The following is a 20149-nucleotide window of genomic DNA, read 5'->3' on the forward strand; positions in this document are numbered from 1 at the left end:
CCGCCTCAGGCCGGTTTCAGCCGCACGTCCTGCATGGCGTAGTCGTATTCGGAGAACGCCACCTTGCGCCAGTCCGGCGGCGTCGGCCCGCGCAACAGCGGCAGCAGCGAGCGGCCTTCGAGGATGGGGCCCTGCGCCTTGCCGCCGAAATAATCCACGAAAGTCGGCGCGAGATTGATGGCCTCGACCAGCGCATCCCTGCGCGTGCCGCGCGTGGCTTCGGCCTCTTGCGAGGGATCGATGACGATCAGCGGGATTTTTTGCCGACCGCTCGTGAAACAGATCCTTCTCACCCATCCAGTGGTCGCCCCGGGGCATGACGAACCGAGAGAGCTGCGCGCTCGCTCTTTAACCTCATCCTGAGGAGCTTGCGAAGCAAGCGTCTCGAAGGATGAAAGCCCGTCTGCCAGCAGGGCCTGCATGGTTCGAGACGGCGCTTCGCGCCTCCTCACCATGAGGGTCTTATAGTTTGCCGCGCTCGGCTATCCCGTCCTTGATCGCAGCAAGCTCCGTCTCGTCCCAGATGCCGATCAGAATCCCTCCCTTCACCTGGAGCTGGTTGTCGGCATAGGCCGCGATCTTCTCGCGCGGCGTGGTGATGTGGTCGTTCGGATGCAGCGCCCAGTCGAACAGCTCCGCCTGAAGGCGCGCGATGATGCCGGCGCAATCAGGGTCGTCGCCGCGATCCAGAAACTCTTCCGGATCGATTTCGAGGTCGTACAGCATCGGGCGGAAGCCGGAGGCGTGGATGTATTTCCAGCGGCCGTCGAACACCATGAACAGGCGGCAGCGCTCGATCGGCTGGTTCAGCTTCAGCCGCACGTCCTGCATGGCGTAGTCGTATTCGGAGAACGCGACCTTACGCCAGTCCGGCGGCGTCGGCCCGCGTAGCAGCGGCAGCAGCGAGCGACCCTCGAGGATGTGGCCCGGCACCTTGCCGCCGAAATAGTCGACGAAGGTCGGCGCGAGATCGATCGCCTCGACCAGCGCGTCGCTGCGCGTGCCGCGCGTGGCGTCGGCCTCTTGCGAGGGATCGATGACGATCAGCGGGATTTTTGCCGACTGCTCGTGAAACAGATCCTTCTCGCCCATCCAGTGATCGCCGAGATAATCGCCGTGATCGGAGGTGAACACGATCATGGTGGTGTCCAGCAGGCCGCGTTCACCTAAGAACTTCATCAGCACGCCCATCTGGTCGTCGATCTGGGTGATCAGACCCATATAGGTCGGGATCACCTTCTCGCGGGCATCATCGCGCGCCATGTTGCGGGAATAGCGCATATCCATATACGCCCCGAACACCGGATGCGGATTTTGCCGCTCGCGCTCGGAGCGGATCACCGGGGTCATGTCACCGGTCGCATACATGCTGGCGTAGGGCTCGGGCGCGATATAGGGCCAGTGCGGCTTGATGTAGGACAGATGCAGGCACCACGGCTTGCCCAGAGTCTCGGCCTCGCTGATGAAGTCCATCGCGCGCCGCGTCATGTAGGGCGTCTCGGAATGTTCGTCCGGCACCCGCGCGGCCTTGTCGGCGTGCACCAGCAGCCAGCCGTTCTGCAACGAGCCATCTTCCGCCGCGCCTGAATTGGCCCAGTGCTCCCAGGGATTGGTTGCCTCGAATCCCTGGCTGCGCAGATATTCGTCGTATTTCGGCCGCGGCCGGCCGGTCGGATGCAGGCCGTCGTCGCGTTCATAGGGTTCGAAGCCGCATTCGGCGACATGCACGCCGATGACGGATTCCGGCGGAATGCCGAGCGCCTTCATGCCTTCGAGGTCGGGCGCCATGTGGGTCTTGCCGACCAGCACGTTGCGCACGCCGATCTTCTTCAGGTGATCGCCGAGCGTGGGCTCGCCGACGCGCAGCGGCCAGCCGTTCCAGTGCGAGCCGTGCGAGCGCATGTAACGCCCGGTGTAGAACGACATCCGCGACGGGCCGCAGATCGGCGATTGCACATAGGCCTTGCTGAACAGCACGCCGCGCTTGGCCATGGCGTCGATGTTCGGTGTCTTAAGCGTGGGATGGCCGGTGCAGCCGAGATAATCATAGCGAAGCTGGTCGCACATGATCCAGAGAACGTTCTTCGCGCGCGCCATGCGTCATCCCTGCATTTTCTTGATGGTGCGATGCTGCGATATCGGAGCGGCGAAGACAAGCCAGTGCTCAATTTGCTCCCGTCAAGACCACCGCCCCTCATCCTGAGGAGCCCGCGCCGCGGGCGTCTCGAAGGATGGCTGCGGGCGAGAGCCGGGCCTTCATGGTTCGAGACGCGCGTTCCGCGCTCCTCACCATGAGGGACTAAGGGTGATTGCTCACGCCGACCACGGCTCCGCTTCGGCCGCGCTCTTGGCCTTGGCCGACACGGGGCCTCGCCGATCACCTCGACGAGCGCGCGCAGTGCCTCCTTGACGCCGTCGCCGGTGATGCCGGACATCAGCAGCGGCGTCTTCTTGGCGGCGCGCTTCAGGCGCTCTTTCTGCTTCTTGAGCTCGTCCGGTTCGACCGCGTCGATCTTGTTCAGCGCGACGATCTCGATCTTGTCGGTCAAGAGGCCGCCATAGGCGTCGAGCTCCTTGCGCACGGTCTTGTAGGCCTTGCCGGCATGCTCGCAGGTGGCGTCGATCAGGTGCAGCAGCACGCGGCAGCGCTCGACATGGCCGAGGAAGCGGTCGCCGAGGCCGGTGCCTTCATGGGCGCCTTCGATCAGGCCGGGAATGTCGGCCAGCACGAATTCGCGGCCATCGGCGTTCACGACGCCGAGCTGCGGATGCAGCGTGGTGAAGGGATAGTCGGCGATCTTCGGCCGTGCCGCGCTGACCTTGGACAGGAAGGTCGACTTGCCGGCATTGGGCATGCCGACGAGGCCGGCATCGGCAATGAGTTTCAGCCGCAGCCAGATCCAGCGCTCCTCGCCCACCTGGCCGGGATTGGCGTTGCGCGGTGCGCGGTTGGTCGAGGTCTTGAAATGCGCGTTGCCGAAGCCGCCATTGCCGCCCTCGGCCAGCACGAACTTTTCGCCGACATTGGTGAAGTCGTGGATCAGCGTCTCGCGGTCCTCGTCGAAGATCTGCGTGCCAACAGGCACCTTCAGCACGATGTTCTTGCCGTTGGCGCCGTGGCGGTCCGAACCCGAGCCGTTCTCGCCCTTCTGGGCCTTGAAATGCTGCTGGTAGCGGTAGTCGATCAGCGTATTGAGGCCGTCGGCGACCTCGATGATGACGTTGCCGCCGCGGCCGCCATTGCCGCCGGAGGGACCGCCGAATTCGATGAACTTCTCGCGGCGGAACGCCACGCAGCCGTTCCCGCCGTCACCGGAGCGGATATAGACCTTTGCTTCGTCGAGGAATTTCATGGGCCATAGGTAGGCCAGCAGGTCTCCCGCGGCAACCCGGAGAGACCCGCAAATCGGCCGAATTTCCGCGAATTGCGGCCCTTGCTTAACCAGCCGGCCGGCGCCGGATCAGGAATTTCTGCATTCCCTCCAGCACCAGCTCCTTGCGCTGGTTGAACACGGTGCTGCGGAGCGTCACCGCGCCGGTGGTGCGGCCCGGCACCAGCTCGGTGACCTCGAGCGCGGGATAGATGGTGTCGTCGGCGTAGACAGGCTTGAGGAACCGGCTCGACTGTTCGAGAAAGCCGACCAGGGACTCCTCGACCATGAACGGAAACAGGCCGGCGCCGGGCGCGGTGTGGATCAGGGTCTGGAAGCCGTGGGCGAGCAGATGCGGCATGCCGCGGCTGCGGCAATATTCCAGATCGTAGTGCACGGGATGGGTGTCGCCGCTCGCGGTCTGGAACGCGGCGAATATCGCAGAGGTCTGGGTCCGGCTCGGCAGCACGAAACGTTCACCGAGGACGAAATCCTCGAACCAGCGTTGCGCCGGGATCATGCGATGCTGGGTCGGATCGAAGTCGCTCATGCGCTGCACCATCAGGACGCGTTCGGAAACTGATCCGTACCGCGTGAGGCGCAGTGCGACAATGCGTTCAATTCGTCGGAGATGGGCTTGTCCCGTGCGTCGACCCGATTAAAACGCCTCGATGCCCCTGTTCAAGAACCTCTCCGCCTATGACGATCGCTCCGCGCGCCTTGCCGGCATCGGGCTGATGGTGCTGTCGATCTTCATGTTCTCGTTCGGCGACGCCATGGGCAAGTTCCTGGTGGGCACCTATTCGGTGGGGCAGCTCTTGTTCCTGCGCGCCTGCGCGGCGCTGCTGTTGCTGTCGCCGCTGATCTGGACGCAGCGGCACCAGTTCCTGCAGCTGGAGCGGCCGGGCCTGCAGCTGTTTCGCGTCGTGCTCTCGACGCTGGAGGTCGCCGCCTTCTTCCTCGCCACCGTCTATCTGCCGCTCGCCGACGTCATCACCTATTATCTCGCCGGACCCATCTTCGTCACCGCGATGTCGGCGATCTTCTTGGGCGAGAAGGTCGGCTGGCGGCGCTGGACTGCGATCCTCATCGGGTTCTGCGGCGTGCTGATCGCGCTGCGGCCGTCGGCGCAGACCGTCAGCCTGCCGGCGCTGATCGCGCTCGGCGGCAGTCTGTCGTTCGCGACCCTGATGCTGATCACGCGCAGCCTGCGCAAGACGCCCGACATCGTGATGGCGTCCTCGCAATTCGTCGGCACCTTCTCGCTCGGCGCGGTGTTGTCGGCCTTCAACTGGGTGCCGCCGACGCCGGGCAGCCTCGTGATCTTCGCGACGGCCGGGCTGATCTCGGTGACGGCGCTGTTCTGCGTCAACCGTTCGCTGAAGCTGGCGCCGGCCAGCGTCGTGGTGCCCTATCAATATTCGATGATCGTCTGGGCCGTGCTCTTCGGCTTCGTCGTGTTCGGCGACGTGCCGTCAATGGCCACGCTCGTCGGCGCCGCCATCATCATCGGCGCCGGGTTCTACATCTACTTGCGCGAGCGCGATCTGGGACGCCCGAGTGCGGATGTAAATCCGCCGGTGTGACAACACCCACGCCATCCCGGGGCGCGCGTAGCGCGAGCCCGGGATCCATACCCACAGGGAGAAGTTGGACGACGACCCGGAGTGGGCGCTTTACCCCACACTCCGCTCCGGGATTATGGATCCTCAGATGCGCAATTGCGCATCATAGCTCGCGACTTCGTCGCGCCCCGGGATGACAGTTGTGAATGCAGCCGCGCATCCGCCTACCTCACCCGTCTTGCACTGCTCCAGCTCTTCAGCGACGACCACACCCCGCGCGAGAGGCGGAAGCAATCGACCGGCGTCGAGGAGCCCAGCGCCAAAAATCGGTGCAGCTGCACGCCGCTCCACTGGAAGCCGCACTTCTCCAGCACGTTGCGCGAGGCCGGGTTGGTGACGCGCGCGCCGGCATAGAGGTGCTCGTCCTCGAACTCCTCGAAGAAGAAGTCGATCGCCCCGCGTGCGGCCTCGGTGGCAATGCCCCGGCCCCAATGCTCGACGCCGAGCCAATAGCCGAGCTCGGCATTGCCAGGAGTGGAGCAGTCGATGCCGACCATGCCGACCGGCCCTGAGTCGTGCTCGATCAGGAACACGGTCTCGCTACCGAGCGAGGCGGTGGCGCGGATGAAGGCGACGGCGTCGTCCTGCGAATAGGGATGCGGCAGGCGGCGGGTGTTTTCGGCGACGCGGCGGTCGTTGGCGAGCCGGGCGATGGTCTTGACGTCGGCCAGCGTCGGCCGCCGCAAGGTCAGCCGTTCGGTGGCGACGACGCTTGGTCTCGCCTCGGCCAGGGTCGCGCTCGAGAAATCCTGCAACATGTCCGGCTCCGTGAAAGTCACTAAGTCAAAGTGAGCAAGTCAAAAGAAAAGGGGAGGCCGGTTTCCCGCCTCCCCTTTGGAGCCTTCGATCTCTTGTGATCTCAAGGACTCCGCCGGTTCGGTAGGACCCGGCGGACTCCCATGTGATCCGCCGTCTATTCAGCCGCCTCTGCGAGCGGGAGCACCGATACGAAAGTGCGGCCGTTGGCTTTGGCCTGGAACGTGACGCGACCCTCGATCTTGGCGAACAGAGTGTGGTCCGTGCCCATGCCGACATTAAGGCCGGGATGCCAGGTGGTGCCGCGCTGACGTGCGATGATGTTGCCGGGAATCACGACTTCGCCGCCGAACGCCTTGATGCCGAGGCGCTTGCCCTTGGAATCGCGTCCGTTGCGCGATGAACCGCCTGCTTTTTTGTGAGCCATGGTTCGTCTCCGAAATCCTGCGCAAGATAATGCGCTTGTCTAGATCAATTCCTTGACGGAATCATTTCAAAATTTCTCACGCATCAATTCGTGAATTGGCGTGATCGATTTCGCGTTACTCGGCGGCTTCCGCTGCCGGCTCCTTCGCCACCTTCTCCCGCTTCGGACGCGGGCCCTTGGTGGGCTTGGCGCCGTCGGTCAGGATCTCGGAGATGCGGAGCACCGTGATCTCGTCGCGATAGCCGCGCTTGCGGCGCGAATTCTTGCGGCGGCGCTTCTTGAACGCGATGATCTTGGGGCCGCGCTTGTGGTCGAGCACCTCGACCGCAACGGACGCGCCGGCCACCGTCGGAATGCCCAGCACCGGCGTGTCGCCGCCGACCACCAGGACTTCATTCAGCTGGATGATCGAGCCGACTTCGCCTTCGATCTTGCCTACTTCGAGAACATCATCCGGCACGACGCGGTATTGCTTGCCGCCGGTTTTGATGACTGCGAACATCGTTTTTTCTCCGTGTTCAATCCCGGCCTCGTGACGGATTGTCAGGGGCCGGCTTTTTGTCAGTCGCTATGGGTTTATTGCGAGTTTTGTGCGGGCGGGAGTTATCCCTTTGAAAAACCACGCAAAAACAAGCGGCGCGAGAAACGCCCCGCGCCGATTGTGGGACTTATAGCCGCCGGCAGCGCAGAGTCAAGGAAAAGCCGGCGAAAAGCGCCCGGATTTGAAGGATTTGGCCCCGCTTGCGGCCTTTAGCCGAATCTCGACCGGCATTGCAACAAACCGGTTCCCCCGCAGTTGTCCCGGCCGGAACACAGGCAAGCGGGCAAGGGCTCTCATGGCAACGGACGAACTGGTCAAGACGACGACGGGCATCGCCCATCACGGCGCCGAGCGGCTGCCGTCGGTGGAGATCGACAGCTTCAACATCGAGATGAAGGACGAGGACGGTTTCCTCGGCGACCGCGCCAGCAGGGGCGCGTTCCGGGACATGCTCGACCGCTGGCGCAAGCCGCTGCGCAAATCCGGCGAGGACCCGTTCGGCGACGAGCCCTCGGAGGACATCAGCAAGAAGACTCTGGATGCCATCCTGGCCGGTGACGACATCAAGGCGACCGCCCTGGTCCACAGCGCGATCGAGGAGTTCGCCCAGGAGCTCGCCTATGTCACACGGCGTTTCCTCAAGACAAAGGCCTGGGCCAAGACCGAGCGTATCGTCGTCGGCGGCGGCTTTCGCGACTCCAAGCTTGGCGAGCTCGCGATCGCGCGCACCGAGATCATCCTCAGGCACGAGGATCTCAAGATCGAGATGGTGCCGATCCGGCATCATCCGGACGAAGCCGGCCTGATCGGCGCGCTGCATCTGGCGCCGTCGTGGATTTTCGAGGCCCATGACAGCATCCTCGCCGTCGACATCGGCGGCACCAATATCCGCTGCGGCCTGGTCGAAACCGCCTGGAAAAAGGCCAAGGACCTCTCGAAGGCCAAGGTCGTGCACTCCGAGCTGTGGCGCCATGCCGACGACGAGCCGACGCGCGAAGGCGCGGTGAAGCGGCTCACCAAGATGCTGAAGGGGCTGATCACGGAAGCCGAGAAGGAAGGCTACAAGCTCGCGCCCTTCATCGGCATCGCCTGCCCCGGCGTCATCAACGCCGACGGCTCGATCGAGAAGGGTGCGCAGAACCTGCCGGGCAATTGGGAGAGCAGCAAGTTCAACCTGCCGGCGAGCCTGATCGAGGGCATCCCGCAGATCGGCGAGCACGACACCGCGATCCTGATGCACAATGACGGCGTGGTTCAGGGCCTCTCCGAAGTGCCGTTCATGCAGGACGTCGATCGCTGGGGCGTGCTCACCATCGGCACCGGCCTCGGCAACGCCCGCTTCACCAACCGCCGCAAGGAGGGTGGCAACGGGAAGGACAAGGACTCCGCGGAGACCGGCAAGAAAAAGGACAAGGACAGCAAGAAGGGCGACTAGCCACTCCTTCTCGCTGAGTGTGATGATCGCCGCCACGACGGAGGTCCACCCCCTCTCCCGCCTGCGGGAGAGGGCCGGGGAGAGGGTGCCTCCGCAACGGGACCCTCTCCGACAGGAAACCCCGCGCCACCGCCGGCGCCACCCCCGAACCACCCCCCGAGTAACCTTGACCGGTTAGGTTAAGGACCGGATTGCATTGCGGCACGCCTCCCGCACGCTAGGGTCGAATCGTCGTCTCACCTGGCCGGCGAAGCCGCCCTTCCCAGCCAGTATTTCAATGAGCGGCACCGGGACCGCCAGTGTTTACCGCGTCTGGCGGTCCCACCCCGTTTTTCAGAACAAGCGATAAGCCTCAGGCGCCCGCCTCAACGCCGGTGCGCCCCCTCGCCCGCTTGCGGGAGAGGGTTGGGGAGAGGGTCTCTCCACATTGGGATTGTCGCGCTTTGCCGGATATCCCAGCGCGCCGAGAGCCCTCACCCGCCGCGCGCGGGACCATGGTTGGCCCGGGATACGTCGGCCTCTCCCACAAGCGCCCCCCAAGAAAAACGCGCCAAAACCGCAGCTGGGGGCAGCATTCCCTACGTTCATGACGGAAATCCCGGGCAGGGGACGAAACACCCAGCGGATTTTCGCTTGCCCGCCTTGTCTGGCCCGCCATCCTCGCCTATTAACGCCCCCAACCACAGGGGCCCTGCTCCTTCCATGGCGCCTTCAGGAGAGGTGGCAGAGTGGTTGAATGCACCGCACTCGAAATGCGGCATAGGTGCAAGCCTATCGGGGGTTCGAATCCCTCCCTCTCCGCCATACAGACGCTCCAACTTCAACAGTTCATATTCGAACAGGGGGATGCCCCTCTAGGGGCGGATCGGTGGGCGCGTCGTTCCACGGGCGAACCTTCGTCTAGGTCCGACGAATCGCTGTTGGCCTTACTGGCCTAAATCTATAGACGATCAATTGGGTAGCGACTCGTCCGATAGTTGTTGTCCGACTGTCGACCGTCGAGAAATCGCAATGAAAGAGGCTACCGCCCGCATTAAAATTAACAAGCTGCTCGAAGCAGCGCAGTGGCGCTTTTTTGCCGACTCAAGCGGTCCAGCCAATATCCAACTTGAACCCAGTGTCGCGCTCACAAAACATGCGCTCGATGATCTCGGCGAGAATTTCGAGAAAGCCTCCAAAGGCTTCATTGATTTTCTGCTTCTCAATGAGAAGGGCTTTCCGTTCATAGTTCTGGAAGCGAAGGCCGAAGACAAAAATCCGCTCGTTGGCAAGGAGCAAGCGCGGAAATATGCGAAGTCGCAAAATTGTCGCTTCGTCATACTATCCAACGGCAACCTTCACTATTTTTGGGATCTCGAACGCGGAAATCCCTATGTCATCACGAGCTTTCCGACGCCGGCATCCGTTGTCGGCTATCAGAAGAGCGTGCCCGATCCAAAGCGTCTGATCGAGGAAGTGGTCGGAAACGACTATGTCGTGCTCACGCAGCGGCCCAACTATGCTACCGAGGCCGCCTGGAAGAGCGAAGCAGAGCGGCCTCGTTACATCGAGCTGAACGGGCTTCGATTTCTTCGGCCGTACCAGCAACGAGCCATCGTTGCTATCCAGCAGACAGTCATGAAGGGCGGTGACCGCTTTCTTTTGGAGATGGCTACCGGAACCGGAAAGACGCTCACTTCGGCTGCAATCATTAAGCTCTTTCTACGGACCGGCAATGCTCGCCGTGTACTGTTCCTGGTAGACAGGCTCGAGCTCGAAGACCAAGCGCTAAAGGCTTTCAGGAAGATTCTCGCTAACGACTACAAGAGCGTCATTTACAAAGAGAGCCGCGATGACTGGCGTCATGCCGAGGTCGTTGTCTCCACGGTCCAATCGCTCCTCTTCAACAACAAGTACAACCAACTTTTTTCACCTACCGACTTTGATCTCGTCATCTCCGACGAAGCGCACCGCTCCATTGGTGGTAATGCTCGCGCTGTCTTCGATTACTTCATTGGCTACAAACTCGGCCTTACGGCCACGCCGCGCGACTATCTCAAGAAATTCGCCAAAGACAAGCCCACGAGCAAGGATCCTCGCGAGTTTGAGCGCCGTGTGCTGCTCGATACTTACCGAACTTTCGGCTGCGAGGACGGCCAGCCCACTTTCCGGTACTCCCTACTTGATGGCGTGAAAGATGGTTACCTCGTCAATCCAACTGTTGTAGATGCGCGCAGCGAGGTAACCACCCAGCTCCTGTCGGACGGCGGTTTTGTCGTCGAGTTCAAGGACGAGGAGGGAGAGGACCAGAAGGAAGCATATAAGCAACGAGAATTTGAGAAGCGTTTTTTTTCGGTGACTACCAACCAGCTCTTCTGCAGAGCCTTTCTTGAAAACGCTCTGCGCGATCCCGTCAGCGGCGAGATTGGCAAGTCGATCATCTTTGCAGTGAGTCAGAATCATGCAGCGAAGCTGGCGCAGATCCTCAACGGAATGGCAGACCGAATATTCCCCGGCAAATACCAATCGGACTTCGCCGTTCAAGTCACGTCGCATGTCGGCGACGCGCAGCAATACACCGTCAACTTTGCCAACAACAACCTTCTTGGATCAGCCAATTTCATTCCAAGTTATAAGACCAGCAAAGCTCGCGTCTGCATCACCGTCGGTATGATGACCACCGGTTACGACTGTCCGGATATCCTCAACTTGGGTCTTTTTCGTCCGGTTTTTTCTCCAACGGACTTTATTCAAATCAAGGGGCGGGGGACTCGCAAGCACGACTTCAGGGAGCAGCTTTTCGACGAGACGATCAGGGAAAGTGTGAAGGAGCCGCATAAGGCGGGGTTTAAGCTGTTCGACTTCTTCGCCAACTGTGAATATTTCGAAGAAAAGTTCGACTACGATCAGATTATCAAGCTTCCCAGAGCGATATCCGGGACCGACGAAACAGGCGGAGAACCTGGAGGCGGCAGCTCTACCGTGGGGATTTACGAACACCTTGACGATGACATTCTCCTGACGCTCAAAGAGGAGGACATCGGCCACGGTGGCATGAGGATTGATCGGGAGTTTTACGCCAAGTTCGAGGATGTCGTACGTGAGAATTTCTTCGTTGCGGCCAGTGTGGAGGCCGGTGAGTGGGATCGTGTTATCGATTATCTGAATAGAGAAATTTTTGATAAGCCGAGTGAATACTACTCTCTCGAAAAATTACGTAAAGCGGCCGGCGTGGATCGGCGCCTTACACTTCGCGAGATTCTCGAAAAAATCTTTGGTCTTATTCCGCGTTTCAAATCCAGGGATGATCTTCTGGAGGAGGAGTTCTCGAAGTTTGTGGCTGACTATAAGCCTGACGAAGCCACGGCCATTCCGGCGATCAAGAACTATTTCAAGGCCTATGCTGCAAGCGATCAGATTCGTTACATCATTGAGTCCGGCCAGCTGACCGACTTGGCTACGAACCCTATTTTTTCGACGAGAGAGTTTAAGGCCGTGCCCGCGAAATACCGGAAGCTCATCCCCGAATACGTCAAGGACTATGTCTCCTTGAACCAGTTCGTCACCTAGGAATCCCAATGCTCGACACCGACACTAAACGGCGCATCGACACCGCCCGCGACATCCTCGTGGGCAAGGTCCCCGACCCCAAATCTCAAGTCGAACAGATTACTATCGCTCTCATCTACAAGTTCATGGACGACATGGACGCTGAAGCCGAGGAGCTGGGTGGCAAGCGCAAGTTTTTCGCCGGCAATTTTGCTCGCTACGGTTGGGCCCAGTTAATGCGAGCTGGCATCGGAGGCCACGAAATGCTGGGGCTCTATGCTGAGGGCATTACCAAAATTCTGGAGAATCCCGGCATCCCGCCGCTTTTCCGGGACATTTTCAAGAATGCCTATCTGCCTTACCGCGACCCCGAGACGCTCAAAGCATTCCTAAAGATTATTGACGAGTTCATTTACGACCATAGCGAACGCCTTGGTGATGCTTTCGAATACCTCCTCTCCGTCCTTGGCTCGCAGGGCGACGCGGGACAATTCCGTACGCCACGCCACATCATTGATTTCATTGTTGAGATACTCGATCCGAAGAAGAACGAAAGCATCCTTGATCCAGCCTGTGGCACAGCCGGGTTTTTGATCTCGGCCTACAAACATATCCTGAAAACGAATAGCTCAACCGAGGCGGTCGGTTCGAGCACGATCGACGAAACCGACAAGGCGGCGCTGGATTCCTCCAGAATCCCTCTCTCCCGGGGCGACTTGCTCACGCCGGACGAGCGCGGCAAGCTGGCGACAAACTTCAAGGGCTACGACATATCGCCGGATATGGTGCGCCTCTCGCTGGTGAACCTGTATCTTCACGGATTCACCGATCCGCATATATACGAATACGATACCCTCACATCGGAAGAGCGCTGGAACGAATTTGCAGACGTTATTCTTGCGAACCCACCCTTCATGTCCCCCAAAGGCGGAATTAAGCCCCACCGCCGTTTCTCCATTCAGGCCAAACGCAGCGAGGTCCTGTTCGTGGATTACATGGCCGAGCACCTCACACCCAATGGGCGTGCCGGCATTATCGTCCCCGAGGGCATCATTTTCCAGAGCCAGACCGCCTATACCGAGTTGCGGCGGATACTTGTAGAGAACTCGCTGGTTGCCGTCGTCTCACTTCCGGCCGGTTGTTTCAATCCTTATTCAGGAGTGAAAACCAGCATCCTCATTCTTGACAAATCCGTAGCCCAGCGAAGCGATACGATCGCCTTTTTCAAAGTTGAGAATGATGGCTTTGGCCTCGGTGCCCAGCGGCGCGCCGTTGGCGGAAGCGACCTTCCGCAAATCAAAGCCGAGCTCGCGGCCTACCTTGGCGCGATCCGATCGCAACAAGCCACCACAGACGTCCGCCCGACCCGTGGCTTGATCGTGACAAAAGAAAAGATCCGCGCGAATGGTGATTTCAACCTAAGCGGCGAACGATATCGGGAGAGCGCTGAGCGCTCGACGGCTTTTCCTTGGATGTCCATAGATTCACTGGTCGAGACAGTCACTCCACCATTCAAGGTTCAGAAGACATCTTTTGGAGCTACCGGACGATTTCCAATTATAGATCAATCGCAGGAAGCAATCGCGGGATGGACTGACGATGAATCGATTTTGGTCCATCCGGGCAAACCACTAGTGATTTTTGGCGACCACACTTGTGCAATTAAGCTAGTTGAAACACCGTTCGCGCAGGGCGCAGATGGCATCAAGATTCTTCAAACAGGAGAAGCGCTCGATCCGCGCTTTCTTTTCCACGTCCTTCGAGCACGGCCGCTGGAGAGCGATGGTTATCAAAGACACTATTCAAAGCTCAAAGAGTACAAAATCCCGGTTCCTCCGCTGGACGTACAAAGGGAGATAGTGGCAGAGATCGACGGCCATCAGAAAGTAATTGATGGCGCCCTTGTTGTCCTTGATCACTACCGTCCCCAGTTGCCGGTGAAACCAGACTGGCCGATGGTCGAACTTGGTGACGTTTGTGAAATAAAGTCAGGAGGTACGCCAAGTCGGTCGGAGGCCTCTTATTGGCACGGGTCCATTCCGTGGGTGGGCTCGACTGTTTGTAAAGATGGCGAGGTTGTGAGTGCGGAGGAGTTCATCACGGAGAAGGGCATGAACAATTCGGCCGCAAAACTCTTCCCTAAAGACACTACATTGATAGCGTTGGTCGGGGCGACGATTGGAAAGACTGGCCTGCTGAAATTTGAATCCACGACAAATCAGAACATTGCGGGACTGTATCCAAAATCTCTGCAGGCATTAGATCCCACCTACTTATTTTATGCAGCGCAGCGGCTTTACCCAGAATTTCTGAGACTAGGCGAAGGAAAATTTCGCATGGCGAATCTCTCCTTTGTCCGAGAGCGACGAATTCCGCTCCCGCCCCTCGCTGTACAACAAGCTATTGTCGCCGATATCGAAGCCGAAAAGGTATTGGTGGCCGCTAACAAAACACTGATCGACAGATTCAAGAAAAAGACCTTAGCGACGCTATCTCGCCTCTGGGGCGAGGAAGAGCCAGCGAGACGGGAAGCTTAAGTCATGGAGGACGCCACCGAGCTCTCTAACTATTTACCGCTCTCGTTTAAGACTCCGAAGGAGCAAGAATACATTGAGTTCCTCTGGGATGCCTTCGAAATGAACTATGCGAGCGGCAAATATCAGTTCGCCTTCCTCGCTTACCATATGCTCACCATGAGCTTCGTTTATTTCAACATCTGGCAGATTAAGCAGACTGACCCGGGCGATTTCGAGAAGGGACTCATCGGATTTGGGCGCGATGAGAAGGCCTTGATTGAGGCGACCTCACCATTTGCATTCAGCATTGTCCCCGAACGTACGATGTTGCGCTTCTTAAAGCTTATCGCGTGCGACAACGGAAAGATTGGCACTTACGCGAAACTAGTGGATGACCGCAACAATTCGGCTCATCCAAATGGTAACATCTATTTCAGCACCGAAGCAGCAGTGAACATCAAGATCACCGAAATTCTCCGTGTCGTGGGCGAAATTCAGGCGCATTCAAAGCCAGTTATAGAAAGATGTTACCGGGAGTTTCTGCTGAAGAGTCACGACCCGGATGAACGCGAGTATTCCGAGGCCAGCGATCAAATACGTGAAGCGCTAATCCACGCAAATTATATGTCCCGACGGGATGTAGGCATTTGTCTTACGTGCGACCTTGGTGATCTTCGCGGGCGCGATGAATTCCCAAGCATTGAAGTGCTCCATCACGAGCTTCATGCTGCCTATGGTGATGCTTGAGGCAGACTATGTACCTCTGGCAAAGATCCGCAGATTGCCGCTGAAAAAAGCTCTCGGTTCAGCACATCGCACGTGGCATCCTGCCCTGTTTTCTGCGACGTCTCAAACCACACATGGCATCATCGAACCTGCTGCATGCCGATTCAGACCCTCCATCACTCGGCGCGCATCGCTCTCCAAAGTTCGCCCGACGCGCCGCCCGACGCCGCCCCCGTAACCCCTTGATCTTCCTGCCCCCTTCTACTGTGCATGGGGTTGTTTTCGCATATTTTGCTATCGTATGGCACAAGCCCGCGAGCGTAACGTCACGGCAACCGCCTTTCTCCCGGCGGCGTCGTCCCCCCACCAAGCGAGACCACCATGCACTCTTCCGCCACCGGCTGGGGCAACGGGCTGCTCGGCGTCATCATCTTCAGCGGCTCGCTGCCGGCGACGCGGGTTGCGGTCGGCGGCTTCTCGGCGCTGTTCCTGACCTCGGCGCGCGCGGTCATCGCGGCGCTGATCGGGCTGGCCGTGCTCGGCCTGCTCAGGCAGGCGCGGCCGCAGCGCAGCGATCTCGCCTCGCTTGCCATCGTCGCGATTGGCGTCGTGGTCGGCTTTCCGCTGCTGACGGCGCTGGCGCTGCAGCACATCACCTCGGCCCGGTCGATCGTCTTCATCGGCCTGTTGCCGCTGTCGACCGCGATCTTCGCCGTGCTGCGCGGCGGCGAGCGGCCGAAGCCGCTGTTCTGGCTGTTCGCCGGTCTCGGCAGCGCCACGGTGGCCGGCTTCGCCCTGTCGAACGGTGGTGCGGCCTCGCTCACAGGCGATCTCCTGATGGTCGCCGCGATCGTGCTGTGCGGCCTCGGCTATGCCGAAGGCGCCGCGCTGTCGCGCCGGCTCGGCGGCTGGCAGGTGATCTCCTGGGCGCTGCTGCTCGCGCTGCCGCTGATGGTGCCGCTCGCGATGCTCACCTGGCCGGCTGATTGGAGCGGCATCGGCGTACCCGCCTGGATCGGGCTCGCTTACGTCTCGATCTTCAGCATGTTCGTCGGCTTCATCTTCTGGTACCGCGGGCTTGCGCTCGGCGGCATCGCGCGCGTCGGCCAGCTGCAGCAGCTCCAGCCGTTCTTCGGTCTCGCGCTCGCCGGCCTGCTGCTGCACGAGCCCGTGGCGTGGAGCATGATCGTCGCAACCGGCCTCGTGGTCGCCTGCGTGTTCTTCGCGCGACGGTTTGCTTGAGGCTTGTGCCTCACGCCTGCCCCATCACCGTCCTCGTCAGCGCGCCCTTGGCGAACTTCTTCAGCGGCATCGGCTTGCCGAACAGGAAGCCCTGCACGAAGTCGAAGCCGAGCTCGTTGGCGGCGACGAGATCGGCGCGGCTTTCCACCCCCTGCGCCACGCTGCGCGCGCCAAAGCCCTGCGCCAGCTCGACGATGTGACGGCACACCGTGCGCTTCAACCGGTCGCTGCCGCTGCCGGTGACGAATTGCCGGTCGGCCTTCAGCTTGACGAACGGAATCCTGTCCAGCTCCATCAGCGCCGGCCAGTTGGCGCCGAGATTGTCGATCGACAGGCCGATATTGTGCAGGCCGACCTCGCGCGCGACCTCGGTCAGGTGATCGAGATCGCGGATCGCCTCCTCGCTGTCGATCTCGACCGTCAGCCCGCCGAAGGCCGGATGCGTCGGCACGCGGCGGCAGAGATCGCGCACCGCCTGCGGCTCCCTGAGATAGGACGCGGGCAGATTGATCGAGAGATCGACAGCGCTTTGCTGCTCCAGAAGATAGTGCCAGTCCTGCATGGCGCGATCGATCACGAATTCGGAGAGCGCGCGCAGATGCGGGTCGCTCTCCTCGGGAATGAAATAGGCCGGCGGCACCACGCCCCAGGTCGGATGCCGCATCCGCACCAGCGCCTCGGCGCCGCTGCGGACCAGCGTGCGCGCGTCGATCTTGGGCTGGTACCAGAGCTCGAGCCAGCCGGCATGCAGGGCCTCGCCGACATGCACGGCCGGGCTCGGCGCCGGCTCCTCCGGCAGCAGCATGGAGATGCGCTCGCGCAGCGTTTCCGCCGCAAAGGGCGTGGTCAGCGGCGGCAGCATGGCAAGGCCGTATTCCTCGCCGACCTGCCGCACCGCCTTGACGATGATCGACTCGCGCGCGCCGACGGCGAGAACCTTGCCGGCGAACGCCTCGCGCACCAGGATCTCCAGGAATCGCCCCGGCTCGATGCCGTCGGCGGCGACGCCGAGCAGGATCAGGTCCGGCAATTCGGTGGTGAGCACCGCCTGCAGCTCGTCCGAGCTGGCGCATTCGCTGGTGACGAAGCCGAGATCCTCCAGCACCTCGCTGAGGAAGGCGCGCAGATGCCGCTTGCTGTCGGCCACGCAGGCGCGCGGCGTCACCTTTCGCCGTCCGAAGGTCACAGGCCTTCGTCCGACGAGCTCAATCATCCCATCGTTCATCGCTACACCACTCCCGTTCCGTGACGGTTTTCTAAACGGCGAGCGTGGGTTCAAATAAGGAGAGCTTCAGATCTTCACTGGATTATCTGGGTAACCTTAAACCCCTCAATTCGAGCTAAGCTTTCGACAAACTCTCTCCAAAGTCGGCGCAACGGCAAACATGACGATTGCAGTCGCTGCGCAAATTTCCGTCGTGTGACATCGAGCTCCCGGCTCGCGGACGAAAGCGGGCAAGCGATGACGCGGTGTGCCTTTTCGAAGCACCCGGGAAGCCGTCGCAAGATTAATCGCAGTCGCTGGTTTGTCCGGATTGCGGCCGTCGAACGCGATCACACAAAGTGTGAAACGCATCACACACGGTTTGCTGCATCTGCGCTATTGCTCGGCACAGCCGGTGGTGGGCTGTATCGAGGATTACGACAATGACGATGCGGCGAATGATGGTCTGGTGGTTCAGGGTGGTGATGTCGGGGCGATTTCTCGATCGCTTCCTGTGCCTGCCGCGCGCGCATTAGAGCATGATCCGGAAAGTGTGCGGCGGTTCTCCGAAAAGATCATGCTCAAACAATAAACTGAGGCGCAGAGCTCAGGTCTGCCCGATCAATTTGCGAAACGCCGCCGCGCCGTCCTGCACCACGTCGCGGCCCTTCCAGGCCAGATAGGTCAGCTTGCCGCCGAGCGTGTCGTGGCTGCGCAGCCGGCGAGAGCCGAGGATGTGGCCGACATTGGACGGGAAGCGGGCCACCTCGGCGGACACCAGCGCCGCGATCGCGTCCATCAATTGCTGGAGCCGGATTCCCCATTCGGAACCCTCGATGCCGTCGATGCGCACCTTGAGGGAATATTCGGTGTCGTAGATATCGGCGAGCAGGTCGCGGGCGACCAGCACCCGGTTGTTCCGGAGCGCGATCCGAAGCGCGAGGCGCTTGTCGTCGAGCCGGTCGAGCACCATGTGAACGACGCAGGCATAGGGTGTGGCGGCGACATCGGTGGCGCTCTTGCTCGCGGCCGCCTTGGTGGCGAGACGCGTCAATTGCCAGGGCGTCGCCAGGCGCCGCGCCACCAGCGTCAGCGCGAAGGGAAGGGCCTCGGCATGCGCCTTCCCGAAGGCGTCGAGCTGCGCGGTGATCTGGGCAACCCGGCCGTCGTCGAACTTGGCGATCTTCTCAGGCAGCTTTTCGTTGAATTTCGTCAGCACATTGCCGGCGCGCAGCACGTGCTGCATCTTCCTGACGTCGTCGAATGCGGTGCGCGATGCCGTGTATTGCGCGAGCTTGCCGCGCGCGAATTCGGTGCTCTCCGCCGATGCAAAGGTGCTCTCCAGGACCTTGACGACCTTGGTCTGGAACGTCGAGGCGACCTTCAGGACCTCCTTCGGGTTGTTGGCGGCAACCTGGTCGTTGATCGCCTTGATGTAGTCGCGCGCCATGGTCGGCAGCAGGTCGCGGCAGATCCATTCCCAGATCGGCGTGAGGGTGTTGCGCGAGATCCGCCCCATGTTGGGGTGCTCGGGCGCGCCGTCGATCAGGAACAGCTCGAGCGGCGCGAAGAAATAGCGCGACGGGTTGGTGGCGCGCGCCTGGGTCGATCCGTCCTTGCGAAACTCGGCGCGCAGGCGCGACTGGATCTCGGACGAGCCGGGCATGTCGATGCCGCACAACTCGAGCCGCTCGAGTTCACTGAGCAGACAGCTGCGCGACAGCGGCGTCAGCCTCTGCAGGAATTCCGACAGCCGATCGATCTCGTCCATGGCACGCAGTCTTTCGCAGCATTTCCCGCGCGTGCGGGCCCAATGCGTGGAGGCATTTGCGCGCTCTCAACTTCCCTAAGAGAAGCAAGCCGCCGTTAATTATTCCGTAAAAACCGGGGGACGACGTCCGCGCGAAGGCGGCGGTTAAGGGGTTTTCGCTCGTTTGCTCAAGACTTCAGTGGGAAACGCAACCCCTGCATGGTTCCACGCGACCCGGCGCAAGCACAAATTGTGCCGACGCCGCCATTTCCGCGCAAAACCGACAAAATCACCGTAGTCTTACGGAGCAAAAAGTTAACCACAGACCGCCCCGGGTTCCGCTAAACGAGTGACATGGGGTCACAGAATGATACGGCCACCGATTCGCGGCCGTCGGAATGGTACGAAGGCAGCGCTGCTCCAGCTGAAGAGCCCGATTTCGTCCGCCTGAGCGCTGCCCGGGCCAAGGCCGGCGACGAAATGGCCGCTGCCATCGCCCGCGAGCTCAACGGCCCCCTGACTGCCCTGCTGCTCTACATGGGCGAGATCAAGCATCACAGCGATCAACTCGCGCCCGTGACCGGCGACCGCGCCTATTTGCGGCGGGTGGTCGAGAATGCCCTGGCACAAACCGAGCGCGTCTGCGGACTGGTCAAGCAGCTGGCCGGTCCTCATAAGGCCGGCTTGTCGATCCCGTCCAGCGCCGAGGACGCAGAATCGAAAACCGTCCGCGCACAGCAGCCCCAGCGCGTGCCGAGCGCCGAACTCGTCAGCCTGTCGGGTCAGAAGCGGCTGACCAAGCGCGAGCGCGAGGTGCTGAGACTGATCAGCGAAGGCTACTCGAACAAGCAGGGCGCGCTTCGGATGCAGATCAGTCCGCGCACGTTCGAGAGCCATCGCGCCGAGGCGATGCGCAAGCTCGGTGCGCGCAACACCGCGGACCTCGTCCGCGCGGCGCTGCTGCACTCGATCGACTGAGGCTGGTGTGTTGCATCGCCGGCAGGCGGTGCGGACAACGCCCCGAGAGA

General features: G+C 60.9%; 15 protein-coding genes, 1 tRNA gene and 2 pseudogenes. 9 read left to right on the forward strand and 9 right to left on the reverse strand.

The features are described 5' to 3' along the window. Positions 1 to 14: 14 nt before the first annotated feature. From CIT39_RS02010 to CIT39_RS02025, 4 genes and pseudogenes are all read right to left on the reverse strand, one after another. A pseudogene (locus CIT39_RS02010) lies at positions 15 to 309 on the reverse strand (sulfatase/phosphatase domain-containing protein); the annotation flags it as partial. Between the two features lie 153 nt (positions 310 to 462). Beyond that, complete coding sequence (locus CIT39_RS02015) at positions 463 to 2097, reverse strand: alkaline phosphatase family protein (RefSeq protein WP_094972772.1); 1635 nt, start codon at positions 2095 to 2097, stop codon at positions 463 to 465. 216 nt (positions 2098 to 2313) lie between these two features. Continuing rightward, positions 2314 to 3353, reverse strand: a pseudogene (obgE, locus tag CIT39_RS02020) (GTPase ObgE). Positions 3354 to 3438: 85 nt separating this feature from the next. After that, complete coding sequence (locus CIT39_RS02025) at positions 3439 to 3921, reverse strand: MaoC family dehydratase (protein ID WP_094972796.1); 483 nt, start codon at positions 3919 to 3921, stop codon at positions 3439 to 3441. Between the two features lie 121 nt (positions 3922 to 4042). Between CIT39_RS02025 and CIT39_RS02030 the strand changes: the two genes are divergently transcribed. Next, positions 4043 to 4957, forward strand: a complete 915-nt coding sequence (locus CIT39_RS02030; protein WP_094972774.1) for a DMT family transporter — start codon at positions 4043 to 4045, stop codon at positions 4955 to 4957. A 203-nt stretch (positions 4958 to 5160) separates the two neighbouring features. On the opposite strand, the gene CIT39_RS02035 is transcribed toward CIT39_RS02030, so the two are convergent. The 3 genes from CIT39_RS02035 to rplU all read right to left on the reverse strand — a co-directional run bounded on the left by CIT39_RS02035 (position 5161) and on the right by rplU (position 6681). Continuing rightward, the gene (locus CIT39_RS02035) at positions 5161 to 5754 is read right to left on the reverse strand and encodes a GNAT family N-acetyltransferase (protein WP_162308848.1); all 594 of its coding nucleotides are present in this window, start codon (positions 5752 to 5754) and stop codon (positions 5161 to 5163) included. Between the two features lie 155 nt (positions 5755 to 5909). Continuing rightward, positions 5910 to 6179, reverse strand: a complete 270-nt coding sequence (gene rpmA / locus CIT39_RS02040) for a 50S ribosomal protein L27 (protein WP_008137923.1) — start codon at positions 6177 to 6179, stop codon at positions 5910 to 5912. Positions 6180 to 6294: 115 nt separating this feature from the next. Further along, a complete protein-coding gene (rplU, locus tag CIT39_RS02045) occupies positions 6295 to 6681 on the reverse strand; it encodes a 50S ribosomal protein L21 (RefSeq protein WP_094972776.1) in 387 nt (128 codons plus the stop codon). 334 nt (positions 6682 to 7015) lie between these two features. Here rplU and CIT39_RS02050 point away from each other — a divergent pair, with 334 nt between their 5' ends. The 6 genes from CIT39_RS02050 to CIT39_RS02075 all read left to right on the forward strand — a co-directional run bounded on the left by CIT39_RS02050 (position 7016) and on the right by CIT39_RS02075 (position 16167). Next, the gene (locus CIT39_RS02050) at positions 7016 to 8155 is read left to right on the forward strand and encodes an ROK family protein (protein ID WP_094972777.1); all 1140 of its coding nucleotides are present in this window, start codon (positions 7016 to 7018) and stop codon (positions 8153 to 8155) included. Positions 8156 to 8869: 714 nt separating this feature from the next. After that, a tRNA-Ser gene (locus CIT39_RS02055) sits at positions 8870 to 8959 on the forward strand. Between the two features lie 207 nt (positions 8960 to 9166). Next, positions 9167 to 11704, forward strand: coding sequence for a DEAD/DEAH box helicase family protein (locus tag CIT39_RS02060; protein WP_094972778.1), 2538 nt, complete (start codon positions 9167 to 9169; stop codon positions 11702 to 11704). A gap of 8 nt (positions 11705 to 11712) precedes the next feature. Then, entirely contained in the window at positions 11713 to 14220 is a 2508-nt protein-coding gene (locus CIT39_RS02065) for an N-6 DNA methylase (RefSeq protein WP_094972779.1), read from the forward strand. Positions 14221 to 14223: 3 nt separating this feature from the next. Then, positions 14224 to 14946 (forward strand): hypothetical protein, encoded by a 723-nt coding sequence (locus CIT39_RS02070; protein WP_094972780.1) that lies wholly within the window; start codon positions 14224 to 14226, stop codon positions 14944 to 14946. Positions 14947 to 15306: 360 nt separating this feature from the next. Beyond that, a complete protein-coding gene (locus CIT39_RS02075) occupies positions 15307 to 16167 on the forward strand; it encodes a DMT family transporter (protein ID WP_094972781.1) in 861 nt (286 codons plus the stop codon). A 10-nt stretch (positions 16168 to 16177) separates the two neighbouring features. Here CIT39_RS02075 and CIT39_RS02080 read toward each other — a convergent pair whose 3' ends face one another. Next, complete coding sequence (locus CIT39_RS02080; RefSeq protein WP_094972782.1) at positions 16178 to 17392, reverse strand: EAL domain-containing response regulator; 1215 nt, start codon at positions 17390 to 17392, stop codon at positions 16178 to 16180. A 340-nt stretch (positions 17393 to 17732) separates the two neighbouring features. Here CIT39_RS02080 and CIT39_RS02085 point away from each other — a divergent pair, with 340 nt between their 5' ends. Next, a complete protein-coding gene (locus CIT39_RS02085; protein WP_148667350.1) occupies positions 17733 to 17963 on the forward strand; it encodes a hypothetical protein in 231 nt (76 codons plus the stop codon). A gap of 15 nt (positions 17964 to 17978) precedes the next feature. Here the strand turns inward: CIT39_RS02085 and CIT39_RS02090 are convergent, their stop codons facing one another. Further along, on the reverse strand, positions 17979 to 19142 hold the full coding sequence (locus CIT39_RS02090) for a hypothetical protein (RefSeq protein ID WP_094972783.1): 1164 nt from the start codon (positions 19140 to 19142) through the stop codon (positions 17979 to 17981). A gap of 333 nt (positions 19143 to 19475) precedes the next feature. On the opposite strand from CIT39_RS02090, the gene CIT39_RS02095 reads away from it, so the two are divergent. Further along, entirely contained in the window at positions 19476 to 20099 is a 624-nt protein-coding gene (locus CIT39_RS02095) for a helix-turn-helix domain-containing protein (protein ID WP_094972784.1), read from the forward strand. Positions 20100 to 20149 lie beyond the last annotated feature (50 nt).

Source organism: Bradyrhizobium symbiodeficiens, assembly GCF_002266465.3.
GTDB classification, from domain to species: Bacteria; Pseudomonadota; Alphaproteobacteria; order Rhizobiales; family Xanthobacteraceae; genus Bradyrhizobium; species Bradyrhizobium symbiodeficiens.

Excerpts from the sequence above, each read along its gene's own strand:
- CIT39_RS02070 (WP_094972780.1), top strand. The coding sequence starts at position 14,224 with ATGGAGGACGCCACCGAGCTCTCTAACTATTTACCGCTCTCGTTTAAG.
- CIT39_RS02015 (WP_094972772.1), bottom strand. The coding sequence starts at position 2,097 with ATGGCGCGCGCGAAGAACGTTCTCTGGATCATGTGCGACCAGCTTCGC.
- CIT39_RS02050 (WP_094972777.1), top strand. The coding sequence starts at position 7,016 with ATGGCAACGGACGAACTGGTCAAGACGACGACGGGCATCGCCCATCAC.
- CIT39_RS02090 (WP_094972783.1), bottom strand. The coding sequence starts at position 19,142 with ATGGACGAGATCGATCGGCTGTCGGAATTCCTGCAGAGGCTGACGCCG.
- CIT39_RS02025 (WP_094972796.1), bottom strand. The coding sequence starts at position 3,921 with ATGAGCGACTTCGATCCGACCCAGCATCGCATGATCCCGGCGCAACGC.
- CIT39_RS02095 (WP_094972784.1), top strand. The coding sequence starts at position 19,476 with ATGGGGTCACAGAATGATACGGCCACCGATTCGCGGCCGTCGGAATGG.
- CIT39_RS02075 (WP_094972781.1), top strand. The coding sequence starts at position 15,307 with ATGCACTCTTCCGCCACCGGCTGGGGCAACGGGCTGCTCGGCGTCATC.
- rplU (WP_094972776.1), bottom strand. The coding sequence starts at position 6,681 with ATGTTCGCAGTCATCAAAACCGGCGGCAAGCAATACCGCGTCGTGCCG.
- CIT39_RS02065 (WP_094972779.1), top strand. The coding sequence starts at position 11,713 with ATGCTCGACACCGACACTAAACGGCGCATCGACACCGCCCGCGACATC.
- rpmA (WP_008137923.1), bottom strand. The coding sequence starts at position 6,179 with ATGGCTCACAAAAAAGCAGGCGGTTCATCGCGCAACGGACGCGATTCC.
- CIT39_RS02030 (WP_094972774.1), top strand. The coding sequence starts at position 4,043 with ATGCCCCTGTTCAAGAACCTCTCCGCCTATGACGATCGCTCCGCGCGC.
- CIT39_RS02080 (WP_094972782.1), bottom strand. The coding sequence starts at position 17,392 with ATGAACGATGGGATGATTGAGCTCGTCGGACGAAGGCCTGTGACCTTC.
- CIT39_RS02035 (WP_162308848.1), bottom strand. The coding sequence starts at position 5,754 with ATGTTGCAGGATTTCTCGAGCGCGACCCTGGCCGAGGCGAGACCAAGC.
- CIT39_RS02060 (WP_094972778.1), top strand. The coding sequence starts at position 9,167 with ATGAAAGAGGCTACCGCCCGCATTAAAATTAACAAGCTGCTCGAAGCA.